Origin of the sequence: Paenibacillus sp. RC73, assembly GCF_044908085.1 — a bacterium.
GTDB classification, from domain to species: Bacteria; Bacillota; Bacilli; order Paenibacillales; family Paenibacillaceae; genus Paenibacillus; species Paenibacillus terrae_A.
In genome coordinates this window covers 358,650-376,071 of record NZ_JBIYCV010000003.1, presented here as the reverse complement: position 1 = coordinate 376,071, position 17,422 = coordinate 358,650, and the positions used below count along the sequence as shown (strand labels likewise).

The window sequence follows — 17,422 nt, the reverse complement described above, 5'->3', positions numbered from 1 at the left end:
CCATTACCTTTTAGTGAAGTAAGACAATCCCATCAGTCGTTCAATCAAGAACATCAGAATACCGGTCAAAATCATCAGCATTACCGAAATCGCTGCAATCGTCGGGTCAAAATAATTTTCGACGTAGGTCAGCATTTGAATAGGCAGGGTGCTGAATCCCGGTCCTGTCATGAAGACGGAAATGTCGACATTGTTGAATGATTCCAGAAAGGCAATCAGGATAGCCGCAATAATACCCGAACGGATGTTGGGCAGAACCACTTTGAAAAAGGTTTCCAGCCGTCCGGCTCCCAAACTGAGCGCTGCTTCCTCAATCGCAAAATCAAAGTTGGACAAGCTGGACGCAATGACCCGTATAATGAACGGCAGCATAATTACCGTATGTCCGATCAACAGTCCTGCGTATACCGGCAAATGATAAACAATGATCAGATAACGCAGCAGTGTAAAGCCCAGCACAATACCCGGTATGAGCAGCGGGGAGAGGAACAAAGCATTCAGCGCATCCTTCCCGTGAAACGAAAAACGACTAAGCGCATAAGCGGCAGGCATGCCGATCAGCAGCGCCAAAATGTTACCCAGCAGAGAGACGACAATCGACGTTTTGAATGTGGACATAAACAGATCCACTTCAAAAATATTTTGATACCAGCGCAAGGAAAAGCCCTGCGGAGGAAATTTTAATACCGTGCCCGGCTCGAAAGAAGTGACCGATATGATCAACAGCGGACCGAGCAGAAAGACGAAGACCAGCAGGCTAAAGAAGCCTAGTCCGTAATGTTTCTCCCGCATATCCACCTACCCCTTCGGATTGAGTTTATGGGCCGCCTTATTTAAGAGACCGACCACGATAAATGTAATGACAATCATAATCGTTGCAATAACGGAGGCAAGAAACCAGTCATTCAGCGTCATTGCGTTCTGATACAAAAATGTAGCAATGACGCGCTGTTTTCCTCCAAGTAGTGCTGGTGTCGTATAAGCCGTCAAGCTGCCCACGAAAACGAGAATGCTTCCGATAATCAGGCCCGGCACAGACAGAGGAAATACAATTTTACGGAATGCGCTGAATTTGGAGGCACCGAGACTCTGAGCTGCATGGACGAGATCACCGTCGATATTTTCGAGTACACCAATCAGTGAAATAATCATCAGCGGTAAAAACAAATGCACCAGACCAATAATCATCGCCGCCGGGGTATACAAAATATTGAGCGGCTCATCAACGAGTCCTAAACCGATGAGCACGTTATTCAGCAGCCCTTTGCGACCCAAAATGACCATCCAGCTAAATGACCGCACCACCGGACTGGTCAGCAAGGGGAAGATAGCCAGCGCCAGCAAAATCCCTTTGCGGCGCGGGGCCTTTTGCGAAATATAATAAGCCGTCGGGAAGCCGAGTAGCACGCATACGAGCGTCGTAACGATACTGACTTCCAGCGTAGTCAGCAATATTTTCAGAAAATAAGGGTCCTTGAAGAAATGGAGATAGCCTTCTAGGGTGAATGAGCTGTTCTGTACGAAGGTCGAGCCGATCGTTAACACAATCGGAATGACCATGAACACCGCCAGAAAGAGCAAACCTGGCAGCAGCAGCCAATACAAGTATGTTTTCTTCATGGGTAGCTCCTTGCGGTTATCAATATGTTATTCCTTGTTCAGCACCTGAATAAACAGTTCCAGAAATGCCTCGTTTTCCACCTGTTCGCACACGTTCATGTTCGGGCTATGATTGAGACGATTCTGTACATCGCCCACCGTTTGTCCGTCACATATACGGCTGGAGGTTTCCACATCGACATACATTAGCGAAGTTTCCACCAGCCTCGAATTCAGCGCAACGCCTACAGCAAGCGGATCATGAAGCGCACACGCTTTTACTCCGTTACGTTCCTCATAACGCTTGGTATAAATGGCTGTGCTTTCAGCCACATAGCTGCGAATCGCCGGATCGGTGAGACGGGCAATATGGTCCGTCGTCAGCAGTGCCTTCCGTGTTACATCCAGTCCCACCTGTACCAACCGCCCAAATCCGGCATGAAATACGATCCGCGCCGCTTCCGGGTCAGCATACATGTTATATTCTGCTACAGGCGTAATATTGCCGCACCCGTGAATAACACCACCCATAAAAATGACCTCATTGACGTATTGCGTCAACTCCGGGCATTTCAGAAGCGCCAACGCCAGATTCGTGAGCGGCCCGGTGCAAACCAGGGTCAGTTCTCCAGGGTGAGCCATGACTGTATCAATGATGATGTCCGGCGCAAAACCTTCAGACGCCGAAATGGCAGGGACAACTCCACTCAATGCGCCCCCAATACCGTCTTCCCCATGAATACGGTGCTCATGCAATCCTTTACGGATTAATGGAGCATCGGCCCCCCGATAAACCGGAATATCCGGTCTATCCAAAAGGTCGAGGATTTTGCATGTGTTCAATGTTGCCTGTTTAAGCGATACATTACCGCATACGGTAGTAATCGCTGTAACATCCAGCTGGCCGCTTTTGGTGGCTAATAAAATACCCAACGCATCATCAATACCAGTATCTACATCTAATATGACTTTTTTCATTATTGAGCAACTTCCCGGTTCCAGCGATCCGTCCATGCCTTGATATGGTCATTGACGAATTTCATATCCAGCTTGGTCAGCTTGTTGACCACATCTGCACCATACGTAATTCCTTCTGTATCCGCACCGGACAGCACCACCTGCGTATTCACCGGAGAATCAACCTTCGCCTTGGCGGACTTTTCTTGAACTTCCTTGCTTAGCTGCCAGTTGATAAATTCCTCAGCCAATTCTTTTTGGTCGGAGCCTTTCACCACGTTGATCGTGTTCATTACTGCATAAGCCCCTTCACTCGGCGCTACAAATTTGGCTCCAGGCACTGCTGCTTTCAAATCTTTGAAGTACATCTCCATAATCGGTCCGCCCGCGATTTCCTGCTGACTGAACATGTTGACGAATTCGGACGTCTTGCTATAAAACTTAACAATATTCGGACTCAGCTCTTTCAGTTTCCCGAATGCCTGGTCTTCATTAAAATCTTTACTACCCGCTACCTTGGAGGCCGCGTCTACAACCATCGGTCCAGCCGTAGCCGTAATGTTCGGCAGGGTCACGTTTCCTTTGAACTCACTGCCCCACAGATCAGCCCAAGAGGTCACATTCTTTTTAACCAGCTCCGGGTTGTAAGCAATACCAAGGCGGCCAACCGTATAAGCAGGGCCATACTCCTCACCCAGCGGTGCTTTGGCAATATCATAAATTTGATTCAGGTTCGGCACCTTGCTGCGATCCAGCTTTTCAAACAAACCCTGTTGAATTCCCTGTTGGGCATAATAATCAGACAGATAAATCAGATCGACGTCTGTGCTTCCTTGACTAATTTTGTTCAACCGTTCTGCGTTATTCCCAATCTCTACTACAATATCAACGTTGTGTTCCTTCTCAAAAGGCTCATACACTTCTTTGTTAAAAAAGTCCTCGGAGAAGCCCCATGTGGAAATGATTAGCTTCTTCTTGCCATCAGCCGAGCTGCTTTTCCCATCTTCCTGACCTCCGGTAGCATTGCTGCCGCAACCTGCAAGCACAACAGATGCCAAGGTCAAAGCCATGAACCCTTTAAACCATTTTTTCATTTGAAACTCCCCCTATTTATTCATTCTGCGAACCTGATAACACAAAAAAGAAAAGTACTCTTGTAAAACAAGAATACTTTTCTTCGTAAACAAAGAATAAGCTGATCCCGCTGCGCGTTATAACAGGTTCTCCCCTCAGATAGATCCGAAGCGAAAAGCCGAATATCCAATTGTATTAGGATTCCTTCAGTATGATGTTCGTGATTGCCCACTGCGTTGCTGAATCATAGTCGCGCAGTAGAGCTTCAATATCGAGCCCCATATCCTCAATCAGCTTCTCGCGAAGTCTCTTCTTATACAGCATGGACATTCGGAAATCCACTTCCAGCTTCAAGCCGGGGGCTTCCACTTCCAATGCCGCCGAGCGTGGAGAACGCCGGTGCTTCGCAACAAAGGTAACAATGTTGTTCTCAACGGTGGCCCGCAGTAGCGTGGTGCCGAAGCCGAACAGTTCCTTTGAAATTTCGTTGTAAATCTGGCACATCCGCTTCTTGCTTTCATTACTGTCGAGCAGCGTCATGAACCCACCCTCATCAGCATATTACGTACAATCAATCTTTCAACACGATAGATTATACATAAATATATGATAAATAGCAATAAAAATCCCTAATATAATAACATATGATGCGAAAAAGCGAACAATATGTCGAACTTTGTAGAGCATTGTAGAGCTTTAGAATATTTTTGTACTTTTTTTCGGCTAAGATATCATAACCCCTGGATAGGCAAGTAACGTTAAGCCATAAATTTTACCGTTCTTCACTTTTGGTACGATGCTGAATTACATAAATAAAAGGATATTCGCCTTTGCTTATTTTACGTTTCCACTCTTGGATCATATCTTCTTGGGTAGGCGGTTTCTCGTTTACGATTGCTCCTGTAGTTTCTTTAGCCATACTCTTTACCCTCTCACGATGGATTTAGTTATTGCGTCTTTATCTTTTCTCCTGTCATTTTGATGTTACCATCCATTTCTATCAGACTTGTTTTACATTTTAAACCGATGGCATCCTTCGCTGTGACTTGTATTGTGTTACCCGCATTGAATACTAAGTTGCCGTCAGCCTTAACACGGATGTCCTTTTTACTCCGCAGTTCGATTCCATGGTCATCCAGCAGTCGAATCACCACTTCATCGTCATTCCCCGTGATTAAAATTTCATTTTTCTCAAATATAATAGCTTTGCGGTACTTAGTCATAAATATCTTCGTTGACGGGTCCTTAATAAAGTCTCCCCCTTTAGATCTCTTTCGGATCGAGTGGGTTACAATAGCGTCTTTTTCGTTATGGGTCGGAAAGTAGATATCTACAAAGTCAAAAAGCTCCGGCATGCAGTACCATCCCGTATTCCCTTCCGATGTATAAAATGTAGCAGTTGGAAAAGCAAAGGTTTCCTTAACGTTCGGCTTGACCTTATCCATTTCATAAAAGAATACCTTCACATGATCCTGTTCAATTCCAATCACTTTCGACTTCAATGATATGCCACGAATGTTCTCGTTTACAATCAGTTCCTGCTTCATTCCATCAGAGGTGGTTAGCACATATTCATGCCATAAGGAATTGTGTCGTATAAACGCAACAGACTGCAAGACGTATAAAGCTTTCCCTTTGAATTTAACCTCAGCCCCAATTTGTAGCAGGACATCTTTCGGCCCCGTCGTTTGCACTTTATAATACAAAAGATTGTCGTCTTTGCTTGCCCCTGGTTTGGTTTTTCTGGTCATAGAGTAGTTATACTGTTTCAGCTCACCTTTATGGACACCATCGGGTAATCCAAAATAAAACTGAGGGTTCTCTCCTATCGGATCAGGTATCAGTCCCCAACCAAGCCGAGACGCTATACGTTTCAGAAACGACCAGTCCGTCTCGTCGAATTGCATCGTAAATCCCTGTAAAAGCTGATCCTTTAAGCGACTGGTACAATTGGCTTTAGGATATGATTTGAGTACATGTTCAAGCAAAGCCTGTAGCTTCATTTTTACATTTTGAAAGGATTGTCTATGAGGCACTTCATCCAGCTGGCTAGTATAGGATAGGGCTTCGGCGACCAAATAAGCTACATTGGACACCAACTTGATTCTGAACTGCGTGACTAATCCCCGGAACAACACAATCTGTTTCTGATCATCATTCAGGTAAGAAACAACTAACTTAGCTCCTGCCTCCATATGATCCGTATACTCTTCCATTTGAGTGCCGGTTAACACACCCGTTAAAAAGACTTTCACATGCTCATTCATTTTCTGTACAACTTTAATTTTCGGATTTTTAAGAGATAAAACCGTTCCGTTATACTTGATGATTGGATATCCCATGTCTCTGCCCCTTTTTGTCGGTTAGTTTACGTTTATCCGTTGTTTGCTTACGTATTGAATGACATCTTTAATGGTTTGATTATGCCCCTGATCGTTGATGGCCTGATCCAATGCAGGGAGCGTGGTAAAAGTTTTATTTTTCTTTTGAAAGTAGATACCTGCTATAGGAAATGGATCAACTCTACCAGGTCCATGAATTCCGTTATCCACACTACTAATGATGATAACATCCTTTAATCCATCCTTATTCACATCCTTGAAGGCCACCGCTTCTACACCTCCGTAACGTGCGACCCACTCATGATTCCCGTAGAACTCGGGAAATGGATATATAATATGTCCTTGCTCATCTAAAAGGAAGAAAAAGAATTTACGAAGACCTTCCGGATATCCATATGTGGATACAAACCTTACTTTCCCAAAGCCTTCAAGAGTAGTTTGAAAAGACTGCGACTCTTCGACTTCATACTGGTCGGTATCCAATTTACCTTCATTTACAACGGTAGCTGGCTGATCAGCAACAGGACTTAGCTCACTCCATAATTCCTGATTTCGCTTCATATCATTTGGAATTTGTGTAAGACGAATTTCATACTCTGCATGATCCCCTACTGCATGAGCCACGGGTATACTAATTCCCAATGAATCACTTGTGAGATAACTAAACGTATCTAATCCTGAATCCTCAGCTGAACCTTTTAATAGGTCTGCATCTGTTAACCATTGATTTAACTCATCTTGAGTAAAATTACCAAGCAAATCTTTTTGTTCTGGCTCTACAGCTGTGACCTTTCCGCTTTTTATAAGCTCTAAAAAAGGTTTTTCGATCTTTACCAGATCACTCAATCTTAATCTTAAAGCCTGCTTCATATCCAAGTTGGTCGTATAGAAAATATGATTAGGATAGGCTGCGTCCTTCACATAACGAATACCCGTATATTGAACACTCAAGAACCGTTCACTTTGCCGTTTAATTTCATAATCAATCTCTACATGAGCTTCAGTACCAGAATCGACATGTTCGTGTAATCCTTTTACCGCTTCGGTCTTAAGAATTTGGTTTAAAGATTTTTGCTTTGCAGTATCCTTGAGTTTTGTAATTTGAGGGTATTTAATCACGATTCCATGTTCCGAATATTTCGCTTGAATGAGTTCGTAGCTTTGCTGTTCAATATGAGCATTTGAGCTGATGCTATGTTCAGAATCAATACAGACTTCTCCACTTCTAGAGAACTCAATGGTAATGTTCTTATCAGAATGATCACTGTTTATTAAAAAACCATCGCGGTGGTCTAAAACTCCGATACTCATGCTATCATGTTGTCGATTCTCGAAAATAATAGGCTCATTCACATCCTTGTTCAAATACCACAAATCAGGGAGCTTCATCTTATCTATTACTATTCTTTCCTGCGTCCACTTTTGCCCAGACAATTCCCACAAAGCAACAAATACTGGGGCTGGATGATATATTGAAACATATCCCCCTAACATCAACCGTATTCCGTGGTCTGAATCTCGAACCACAAAATCCGTAGTTAATTCTGGCCCATCATCGTTAAGCATCTGGGCGTGCACAAGCTGCTTCGCACTCCACCACTGAACAAATGTATATTTACCTCCGATCGTACCTGTTAGCGTATTAGGTGCTCTATAATTCACAACTCTAACGTTTAGCCGTTGATTTTTTAACTGGAACGTTTTCGTTATCACAGTAAGTTTGTTATCAAACTGTTCTGCAAATTCTCCGTCCTTCATCTCTACACTTTCTGGTTCGTTTAGCAACAAATTAAGATCCTGTGTGAAGTCCTGAAGCTTACTTTCTCTGACATCAGAATCCATATTCTCATTGCTGATTATATGAAGTGTCTCTAGCAACGTATCCAGCCTTTTCGAATAGGAAATCATTTTGGCTTCATTTTGGAGAGAAAGCGTATGATTTGTTGCTGCTTTTGAAGAATCATTTTCCTTCGTACATCCGTTCAGTACTACACAGGAAATTAGTAGTAACAGCACGTAACAAATTCGCCCGTACTTCAAGTAACTCATGCTGGATATCACGCTCTCTACAATTTATCGTTTATCTCTATACTCATAATCCTCCACTTGCCTGACTGTTTTTCTAATGTAAACGTAATTTCTTTTTTTGCTCTTTCTTCTAATGAATTATCTTTTACCAAATATACTTTTCGGTTCTCATCGCCGCTAATCTCTTCATAACTCAGGTCCAACCCCGAGTAAGATAAATATGCTAAACTGGAAAAATCGATGACATCCTCAAAATCATATGTTTGCCTTGCTGCCAGATCGGTGAGCTGGTCCATTTCAGGGAAAGGTAAGCCAAACCATTTCATAAGATAATCGACTTCCAAGTAATTTTGTATCACAGCCTTGGGATCGGTTGGATATACAAACTTTTTATTTTTATACAAAAGCTCCATTTTTTCTGGTCCTGTTCCATCATATTTTTGATAGACTACGATGGTATGCTCCTGAATGTCACTAAACTCGTAATAATCGACACTTTCAAAGACACCGTCATGATCGGTATCTTTTAACGTCCGAATCCCTTGCCCAGTAGCATTAGGAAAATCAGAATTTATACTTTTAATATGATTATTTTCCAAGGCATATATGGAGAATCCCTCGGAGTAAGCACCTCCATCGCCTATAGAGTATACAACGATAAACTTTTGATCCGTTTGATCCAGCTTCATGATTTTCACATCAGTATTTAGATGCACAACTATAACGGGGTCCTCTAGTTTAGCAATGATGTGATAGCCCGCATCCTCCCGGACTATAAATATGTTGTAAATTTCCTCTTTTTCTAATCCAAAAGCAAGCACGTATTCCAGCTTTCCATCACGGTCCAAATCTTCTTTTATTATTTTTTGAAGATGCTCATTCTTGGGTTGAATTTTCTTTATAAACTGATCTAATGTGTCAGAATCTTGCACAGTAGCTTTACTAGAATCTTTCGTTATCTCAGGACTAACAATAGTTGGTGTAGCTGATTTAGGAGCAATACTTTTTACCTCAACCTCTTTATTCACACCACAACCACTGAAAATTAAAATGACTAAAACAAGTACAAATAACTTTTTATTAATCACACTTCCCCTTCTTTCAAATTTCCTATTTTTATAATAACTCGATTATTTTGATGAAGCCTGTGTAGGTTCAGGGCAAGCAGCTGCAGGCATATTTTTATATACGGGTATCCTAAAAGTAAGAGGTGCGTCCACAGTTTTAAGACCCTTGGAAAAACGATCCGATTTTATATATGCATCCATAATATTGGTAGCATACTGCTTACTAATAGTTCCATTGTTCCTGAAGGAATTTACATTCCACTTTAGGCTATAAAGAGTATCTTGCCCTTTTTGAATATAATTTTCATTAATCCATTTACCTCCGCCGATTATTGCACTATCGACAGAATTCCAGTTCTCTGACTTAGCTTTTTTTGCACCATTTTTGAGTGCATTCCCATCGTTTGCACCAATGCCATACATGTTGTACCAACCGATATATTCCGGGACCTGTCCCTTTCCTAAAGTTGAAGTTCCGCCTCCCGATTCAACCATGGCCTTTGCCGCTAAAAATACTGCACTCGCCTCATTGCCGCCTGCCTTTAGAAATACATCCCCTTTATTAGCCAAACTTTTGCTTAGCACTTTATTAACAGCCTCTTTATTTTGGGTGTTCTTATCATACTTTCCGGACAAAAATTGGAATACACGAGACTCGGTAAGAAAATTACGAGGATCTAAAAAATATGAAACTGCCTTAGGAGAAGCAGCATTATATCCTCTATCATATTTGAACTTAGGGTCTCTCCAAGGCGGTGAATATCCATATTTGCTTACTTCGGTACATACCAGCCCATTTTTCATTTCTGCGTTGAGAAAACTATTAAAATCTACATTAGTTTCTTCTGCTATAAAACGCCAAGAGGGATGCTGCTTGTGTAATTTTAATAGCGCTGGCCTGTATGATTCCGGGAATTTAGCAAGCTCAGCTTCAAAGCTATCATTTTCTGACTTATCAGGAGGTGCTTGTTCAGTTTTAGGATCATCCTTCGATTTGTTGGTAACTGGTTCTTTTGGTGGTTCTTTAGTGCTCGTATCGATCAGGCCCAACTTCTCGCGAATGGCTCGTCCCGCCTTCTCAGCGGCTAACTTTTGCTTGATATTTCCGCTTGCCTCAGCAGCCATCCAGCGGACGGTTTCTTTTTGCATCTGCTCTTGAGCCCACTTGGGGAACGTGGCCATTTCACGTAACTTGCTTCGAAGTCCCTCTGCCAGCTTTTGCGCTTTACGCATCCCGACCTCGTCGCCGTTTGCTTTAGCGATATACCAATCCTCCTTGTATTTACGCATCCAGGTTTGGGCCCAGTCAGGATAATTCAGTTTTTGTTTCTTCTGTTCTGCTACCAGGTCAAAAGCCTTCGCTTTCCTATGCGCATTAGCGGCTGTTAAAGCTTTCAACATAGGTGTTGCACCAAACGTTGGTTCTTTCCATTTCATATGCCTTCTCCTTTTTGTAAGAATGCTAGAAAAGCCGTACATCGGAAATACATGTATCCTGATATTTCGTTCCACGTTCAACTGATAAAATAGTAAGTTTAATAAATGAGGTATTAATAGGCTCTTTAAATTTCTTACGTGTGTTAAAATCATTCATTTCTAGAGAGGAACCATCTGAGAATTCCAGTTTTAGTTTTTGAACTCTGTTATTCTCCCGATAACTTTTTTCAGATTTAGCATATCCGTTAATCAACTCAATACCCTTTACCTTCTGTGATGATCCCAGATTTAACAGTATAGTCTCCCCCTCCCCGTCGCCTTTCACGCCTTCACACCATGCAGTAGATGTATCTCCATCCACCAGATTTTTGGCATCATAAGTCTGCACGCCTTTACTTGGCAGAGTGGATGAAGCTTTAATTTGCTGTACTTTTATTTCGCTATCATATTTGGAAAAGTCATTAGCGGTATAAAACCATTGCACAGGTGTTGCCATATTCCCATCAATTGCAGTGATGGATACAGCTTTACTTTCGAAACCTGTATTTATATTTAGTTTATAGTTGAATGCCGAGTCTACCTTTTCAAACCATAACTCCGATCCATCACGAGACATTAAGAGTCGTTCCATCCCTTTGCCTAAAAGGTGTTTCTCTCCATTGCTTAAATTTAACAGGTGCGTTTTAGTCACTGACATAGAATTAAGGGAATAGATTATTTTATCTTTCTGAATCCATTGGTTGACTATCGCCATACCAGAATCTATATGGATTTTCTTAATGATTTTATGAGTTGATACATCAAATACGACAATATTCTGCTGGCTGTCAGTAAAACAAAACTGGGTACTGTCTGGAGAAAATTTTCCTTGATGAATGTCATCTACATCTATAGAATCTCCATCTAATTGAATAGCTGTTGATTGATTAGTTGACGTGTCATATATATACGCTTTATCTTTATCCTCATATAAATACTTCGTTAAATCAGAAGAAATTACTGGGTGGTTATAAGGCAGCATAAATTCATTTACTTTTTTACCCGAATCCAAATCATAAATTTGTATTATTAATCTCGCTTCTTTAAATAAATCTAATACGAATGCGATTTGACTCCCATCTTCTTGGATTCTCCCTACATCTACATAAGAATCTCGATATTTCTCTTTATCCTCCTTCGACTGTAGGAGACTAATCAGTTTCTCGGCACTTAAGAACCGTTCAACTTTTGACCCTTCCAGCTGAACCAAAAATTCTGCTGGATCTTCTGTGCCTTCTTCTACTATTAAAGCCCATTCTTTCTTGCTATTCTCTTTAACAAGCTCCGTTTTATTATTTTTATTAGATGATTCCACCACTTCTGAAGCCATATCCACCGTTTTCGAAGAAAAGGAAGTAGGGACTTTTTGAGAAGCATTACATGCTGACAACACGATTAAAAAAAGAATGATTAATATGTTTCTGATCATCTTCACTTTGATCTATCCTTCCGATCAAGAATAGCTAGCCCTTTTACAGGATTAGGTCTTTCATCCAATGAACTCCGCACCACACCTACTGAACTCAAAAATCTTACATACTCGTCTTTATGGACTGTAATACAAGCTGTTGAAGTCGGCCTACCTTTAGTATCATTATTGTAGCCCTTGTGTATATTTACGCCTTCTGCTGTGGTATCCTTTTTTTGGCTTCCTTTGGTTGCTGGAACTGCTGCACCATCCCGAATCCGCAAAGCAGGATAAGTACTCAGATGCAACCCCCCTACAAACTCATATACTCCATCTTTAACAGTTTTATACTTGCTCTCATAATCAGGAAGTGTGCTGGCGTTCTTACTTGTATATTTAATTTCGCCGTCTATCACCACAATTGCCATCGCTCCATACCGACCTTCCGGGTGATCTTCTTGTTTATGACTATAAGAGCCGTCTCCTTCAAAGAAGAACACAAGTGGTGCCTTGCGGTTCGAAGAAAGCTTCTTTTGAATAATACTGTTATTGGTGTAATCATTTACTCTATACAGAGCTTGAGCCTGATTACCTTTTATGCCTTTATTACTTATATAATTTTCAATCTTTTTCACTGCTACTAATCCATCTTTATAATCCTTAGGATTTAATGGCTTCGGTTCTTCCTTCGTCGGCTTTTCAGGAGTAATCGGCGTCTTCTTGCCCGGTTCCGTTTTCGTTGTTGGAACAGTCGGCGTTGCAGCCTTATTAACCTTAGGCCATGGAAGAATGCCGTTGGCTACTTGATGCAGATACACTGCGAGCACATCACGGCCATAGCCCTTATTCTCCAGACCGTATTTTTTCGCAAAATCTTGCAGTGCAGCGTTAAGCTCCTTATCCCAATCGCCTGTTGTTGGAAGCTTGTACGAGAAGCTGTCTGGATACTTCTTGGCAAGCTTGTTCAAATTCTCTCTCGCAAGCTGGCTGTTCACGCCATACTTACTCCGCAGGGCGGCGGCTTCCTTGGCTATGGCCTTTTGATCAGCAACAGTCAGCTTATGAGCCGCATCTGCGTATTGTCCAGATAGTTCTTCTAGCCGGTTCGCATCGAGATAGGAGTTAGCTGAATGCCCACGAATCAGCTCGTTGATTAGCACATTGTCACGCAGTTGGTTCGCGAGAAGATGCATCTGCTTTTGCTTGGCCTTGTCATTTGCGCCGTGGGCTTCCCACCACTGGGACGTGTATTCATGCATTTGCGCTCTGGCCCAGGCAGGCATACGATCTATTTCTGCCACCTTCTGACGCAATTGCTTGGCCTTGGCTGCTGCTTCCTTGGCACCCTTTTTGTCACCTGCTGCCACGGCTTTGTAATAGTCCTTTTTAAATTGAAGCAGCAAATCCTGCACCCATTGCGGATATCCCTTTCCCTTCAATTCTTGAATCAGGGATTTATAGGCTTTCAGTTCTGCATCAGGCACCTGATTTTTTATGAGCTTACTGGCCTTGATATGAAGCGTTCCATCGGTTCGGATATAGCTAGTTTTGCACGTCAGAGATATTTCGCGAGTAGCGGTCATCTGTACCTTTTTACCATGCAGCACCAAGTCTGTATCGGCGTGAAAGGTAAGATCGTGATGACTATACACGTGAATACCGGAAGCAGGATTTAAGCGTACAAGTATCTTTTCTTTCTGGGTGGAGAGAGCTACTTCTTTATCATCGAATCTCGCCACTTTTTGAGTTTTGGTATGAAACAGCTTTCTTGCTGGCTTGCTGATTTCATCTCCTTTGTAGTCTCTCTTACGCAGGGATTGAACCACGCGAGCTTCCTGCTCTTTGTTGGACGGAAAATATAAATGGACATGATCCCCAAGCTCGGGCATGCAGTGCCAACCGATTCCACCACCGGTATACAAGGTGGGGTAAGAAAACCAGCAACCCCCAGCTTTGGACTGCAAAGAATCCACGGACAAGTGAAGTTTAACCGACTCTCCTTCACCATCTAAATCAATGACTTTCCCTTCAATGGAGGTACCTTGTATGTGTTGATTATATATAACCTCCCTCGGAATGCCTGTTCCCGGAACGAGAAAGTAGTCATATGTCATAAGACCTTGCTTCATCTCTGCATGAATCTGATCGATAACCCAATGCTTTCGTTGAAACACGACGACATCTCCAAGTTCAAAACGTTTCGTATCCTCCACTTCAGCATATGTATACTGGGGACCTGACTTTGTTTTTTGGAGGGAAAAGTTAATGCTTCGCAGTTCACCTTTCACCTGATCTTTCGATGTGCCCAACCATAGTCTCGGGAACACGGATGTAATCTCGGCAATCAGTCCAGTTTGCAGATGAGAGGCCATTCTTTTTAAAAACTCCCAATCACTCTCCCCATACTGAATCGAAAAGCCGTCCAGCTTTTTATCGCTGTCAGTCAGGTCAATAAAATCCCCGTGTGGATAAGCATCTATGAGTTCGCGGAACAATTGGTAATACGTCAAGCTACTGTTTTGAAACGAACGGTTTTTCCGTTGTTGATCCATCAAATATGTAAAAGAGGCAGCCTCTATGTACATGTGATATACGCCTTTTTTGAATCCAATGCTAATATTGGTGACTATTCCTTTAAAAATACTAACCATCCCTCGATCTTCATCCGTCTCATATACCTCCAGCACATCCTTATCATGTGCTAAACCGTCATACTTAGCATGATCCTCATCCGGTATGAGAGCAGTGATGTACACCTTGCCGTGCTCATTCACCTTCTGTGTCAATTCAAAGTCCAGCAGCCGGACAATATCATACGGTGCATTTACCCTAATATTTCCATACGTCAGCACAGTTCCTGCCAGTCCCATCTTACTCCCCCCATTTGTCTTAACATGTGATGTCACTTCTTACAATCAGTAGCTATTCCTGCCCGTCTGTCGTGAATGAAATTTTTCCACACCACATGCATAAGTTCGTGGAGCAGCTCATAAGAGCCGGAGATTGATCTACGTATACATCCTTCTTTCCATTCAACCAAGGCATAGATACGCTCGGTTTGCAGGGCTGCGGAATGATTTTTCCGCAATTACCTTTGTTTGCAGAAGAAACTGCAGGATTATGCATACTGCGGCACATTCCGAATGAAGGGATATGAGTCTGTGGGTGAAAATCTTGAATATTCCCCTGTAATTTATCACCAATGCTAATCCCCCTGTTAGCTGAAACACTAAACCTTCCTGTATGACTTCCATAGTTACACTGTATCTGTGCCCCATCCACTACATAGCTCTCACTCATTCTTGGACTCTCCTTTGTATAGATGGCCCCTCTGTATCGACCTTTTGTAATTTCAAGCCTGCCAAATTGAACTTTAAAATACATTCAGCCACATCAAGATCCACAATGATATGATGATTGGCATTCTGAATCCTGAATATCTTATGATTCTCCACTGCATATTCATCTAAAATGATTTTCCTCAGTGTACCGTCCCTATGATATTCACTAAGTGGTGATAAACACATAAGGCTAGGCGGATTAGCCAGCCAATACCTCGTTTGCTGCATTCGCTGCATATCGGCAAAAACAACCAGCTTCCAGCTTAATCCGGCTTGATATACATCAAATATTTCCTTTAGCTGCTCTGAAACTATGGATACCGGATGCTCAATAAAATCGATATAGTCTGCATCACCCGAAACATAAAATTGTAAAATGGAATCCTCCGCGCTGGCTGCCCACTCCAAGAGCTGCCTACGATTCATCTCTTCGGAATGCATATACTCTGTAATACGGTTATCCTGATGAATCATGTAATATTCCATATGCTGCTGAATACACCGCCTCACTGATTCCTTTATACTCCCCTATTCTTACTTCCAAATCATCTTCGCACCTCAAAGCCCTGAATTCCGGTAGTTGTATAGCCTGTGGAATAGCATCCTTAGCTAATTGCAAAATGTATTTATGATATTCCACTGCAGCCTGCCGTACAAATCGCTCAACATCAGGCTGCATAACTTTGTTCATATAGGGTTTTCGGAGCTGATTCAATTCATCCTCCAGTTCTCCCAGATAGCTAAATGCCCATCCTGCATCATAGGTTCCATGACAAGGTTGAGGATCAAAGAACCAATTTTTATCATAGGCTTCGATGACATAGTTATAGTTTCGATCCATCAGATACGTGCGCCTCATTGAATAGGTAATGTATCCAATCCTTGTCTTGGCCACTTCTGTAGAATTGGCTTGCAGGCAGATCAATTGAAAGGATTGAATAAAAGATAAGATGAGCTCGTCTTTTCTTTGCTCATACAAAGACATTACTTGGTGTAATTTCTGATTCAGCACATCTTCTGCATAGGTCTTTTGAAAGTGTTCTAGTGCTTCCAGTCTATTCATAATCCCACCTCTGAACCTATTATATAGAATATTTACATGATATTACTGGTCCTATTATCCTATTTAATTACACTTTTTTCATATGATGAGATTGCAAACGAATGTATAAAAAACCAAAAAAATCATTTAATAATTTCATAAATATGTATTCGTATACCCTATACCTCTCAAAAAACCTCCTCACTAGACCTACGAAATGAAGGTTTGCGCAAGCGAATAGGTAAATGGAAGTAGAAAGCCCGGTCTACAATGAAATAATCATGTATAGGGGCAGTACCAGCGAACGTGACACCACCCGCAAAGTAGTTACCATCAATTTCCACATGTTTGCACTTCATGACAGCTACGTGGTTCAAATTGCGCCTTGGAAACCACGTTGAACCAGAATAACGAGTGCAAAGCAGAACTATGGTTCCGATACCAACAAAAACCGGAACTTTTCACTGGTTTACTTTACGGGCTGTGACAGCTTCGCTGGTACTACCCCATAAATGCTAATTTTTTGTATCGTTTGATAAAGATTCGTTCAAGCTGCGACGTGACCTTGAGATACAAAAAAGAAAGCCTTGAACAGGAAAATATTGGATCATTTGTTTATTGATGCATGAAAAATTTGGATTGGTGTAGTATAGTTGAACAAATGGAAAAAGAAGGTGATACCAATGAGTTTTGCTCTTGTATTATTTATTGCAGCTGTGATTCAATTTGTTCTGGATAAAATTATCAGCAAAACAGATGAGAAGATATCAGACACGGATGGTTTTATCCCATACAGGTGGTTCATTGTGATTGGGGGTATTGTGGTAATTTTGTCAGTTCTTTTTGTTAAAGAACCTTATAAATATGTTTGGATTGGCGTATTACTTATTCTAGTGTTCGGTGTTCGATCTATCTTCCAATGGAAATATATTCGAAGTTCACAAAAACATATTATTTCACTATTGATGATGGCCATATCTGTAGTTGGTACAATTGTTTACGTTTTAATTTAACAAAAAAACCGCACAATTAGTGGTAATATCCCCTTTAAGTAGACACTCATAAAAAAACCTTGTGTTAACATGAGG

16 protein-coding genes are annotated in these 17,422 nt (G+C 41.8%); 1 reads left to right on the top strand and 15 read right to left on the bottom strand.

What is annotated here, in order from left to right; genetic code table 11:
* Window positions 1-3: 3 nt before the first annotated feature.
* The 15 genes from ABH897_RS08565 to ABH897_RS08495 all read right to left on the bottom strand — a co-directional run bounded on the left by ABH897_RS08565 (window position 4) and on the right by ABH897_RS08495 (window position 16,355).
* Window positions 4-792 carry an ABC transporter permease gene (locus ABH897_RS08565; protein WP_044644351.1) on the bottom strand — a complete coding sequence of 263 codons (789 nt, stop codon included), beginning with the start codon at window positions 790-792 and terminating at the stop codon, window positions 4-6.
* Between the two features lie 6 nt (window positions 793-798).
* Entirely contained in the window at window positions 799-1,620 is an 822-nt protein-coding gene (locus ABH897_RS08560; RefSeq protein ID WP_283653704.1) for an ABC transporter permease, read from the bottom strand.
* A gap of 27 nt (window positions 1,621-1,647) precedes the next feature.
* A complete protein-coding gene (locus tag ABH897_RS08555; RefSeq protein WP_283653705.1) occupies window positions 1,648-2,577 on the bottom strand; it encodes a nucleoside hydrolase in 930 nt (309 codons plus the stop codon).
* Window positions 2,577-3,650 carry an ABC transporter substrate-binding protein gene (locus tag ABH897_RS08550; protein WP_283653706.1) on the bottom strand — a complete coding sequence of 358 codons (1,074 nt, stop codon included), beginning with the start codon at window positions 3,648-3,650 and terminating at the stop codon, window positions 2,577-2,579. Before ABH897_RS08550 ends, ABH897_RS08555 begins: the two co-directional genes overlap by 1 nt.
* A gap of 175 nt (window positions 3,651-3,825) precedes the next feature.
* Window positions 3,826-4,170, bottom strand: a complete 345-nt coding sequence (locus tag ABH897_RS08545) for a hypothetical protein (RefSeq protein WP_014278613.1) — start codon at window positions 4,168-4,170, stop codon at window positions 3,826-3,828.
* Between the two features lie 232 nt (window positions 4,171-4,402).
* Window positions 4,403-4,549 (bottom strand): hypothetical protein, encoded by a 147-nt coding sequence (locus ABH897_RS08540; RefSeq protein WP_283653707.1) that lies wholly within the window; start codon window positions 4,547-4,549, stop codon window positions 4,403-4,405.
* 28 nt (window positions 4,550-4,577) lie between these two features.
* Window positions 4,578-5,972: a hypothetical protein gene (locus tag ABH897_RS08535; protein ID WP_283653708.1), complete on the bottom strand. Its 1,395-nt coding sequence runs from the start codon at window positions 5,970-5,972 to the stop codon at window positions 4,578-4,580.
* Between the two features lie 21 nt (window positions 5,973-5,993).
* Entirely contained in the window at window positions 5,994-8,021 is a 2,028-nt protein-coding gene (locus ABH897_RS08530; RefSeq protein WP_404580945.1) for a polysaccharide deacetylase family protein, read from the bottom strand.
* Between the two features lie 17 nt (window positions 8,022-8,038).
* The gene (locus tag ABH897_RS08525) at window positions 8,039-9,088 is read right to left on the bottom strand and encodes a hypothetical protein (RefSeq protein WP_283653711.1); all 1,050 of its coding nucleotides are present in this window, start codon (window positions 9,086-9,088) and stop codon (window positions 8,039-8,041) included.
* Window positions 9,089-9,130: 42 nt separating this feature from the next.
* Window positions 9,131-10,504: an N-acetylglucosaminidase gene (locus ABH897_RS08520; protein WP_404591625.1), complete on the bottom strand. Its 1,374-nt coding sequence runs from the start codon at window positions 10,502-10,504 to the stop codon at window positions 9,131-9,133.
* A gap of 25 nt (window positions 10,505-10,529) precedes the next feature.
* Window positions 10,530-11,972 carry a discoidin domain-containing protein gene (locus tag ABH897_RS08515; protein ID WP_404591623.1) on the bottom strand — a complete coding sequence of 481 codons (1,443 nt, stop codon included), beginning with the start codon at window positions 11,970-11,972 and terminating at the stop codon, window positions 10,530-10,532.
* Window positions 11,973-11,974: 2 nt separating this feature from the next.
* Entirely contained in the window at window positions 11,975-14,821 is a 2,847-nt protein-coding gene (locus tag ABH897_RS08510) for a phage baseplate assembly protein V (RefSeq protein WP_404591621.1), read from the bottom strand.
* A 52-nt stretch (window positions 14,822-14,873) separates the two neighbouring features.
* Window positions 14,874-15,251 (bottom strand): DUF4280 domain-containing protein, encoded by a 378-nt coding sequence (locus ABH897_RS08505; protein WP_283653715.1) that lies wholly within the window; start codon window positions 15,249-15,251, stop codon window positions 14,874-14,876.
* Window positions 15,248-15,766, bottom strand: coding sequence for a hypothetical protein (locus ABH897_RS08500; RefSeq protein WP_283653716.1), 519 nt, complete (start codon window positions 15,764-15,766; stop codon window positions 15,248-15,250). Before ABH897_RS08500 ends, ABH897_RS08505 begins: the two co-directional genes overlap by 4 nt.
* A complete protein-coding gene (locus tag ABH897_RS08495; protein WP_404591619.1) occupies window positions 15,750-16,355 on the bottom strand; it encodes a hypothetical protein in 606 nt (201 codons plus the stop codon). The genes ABH897_RS08500 and ABH897_RS08495 overlap by 17 nt, the downstream gene beginning before the upstream one ends.
* A 632-nt stretch (window positions 16,356-16,987) precedes the next feature.
* Here ABH897_RS08495 and ABH897_RS08490 point away from each other — a divergent pair.
* Window positions 16,988-17,347, top strand: a complete 360-nt coding sequence (locus ABH897_RS08490) for a DUF4181 domain-containing protein (protein ID WP_235332153.1) — start codon at window positions 16,988-16,990, stop codon at window positions 17,345-17,347.
* Window positions 17,348-17,422 lie beyond the last annotated feature (75 nt).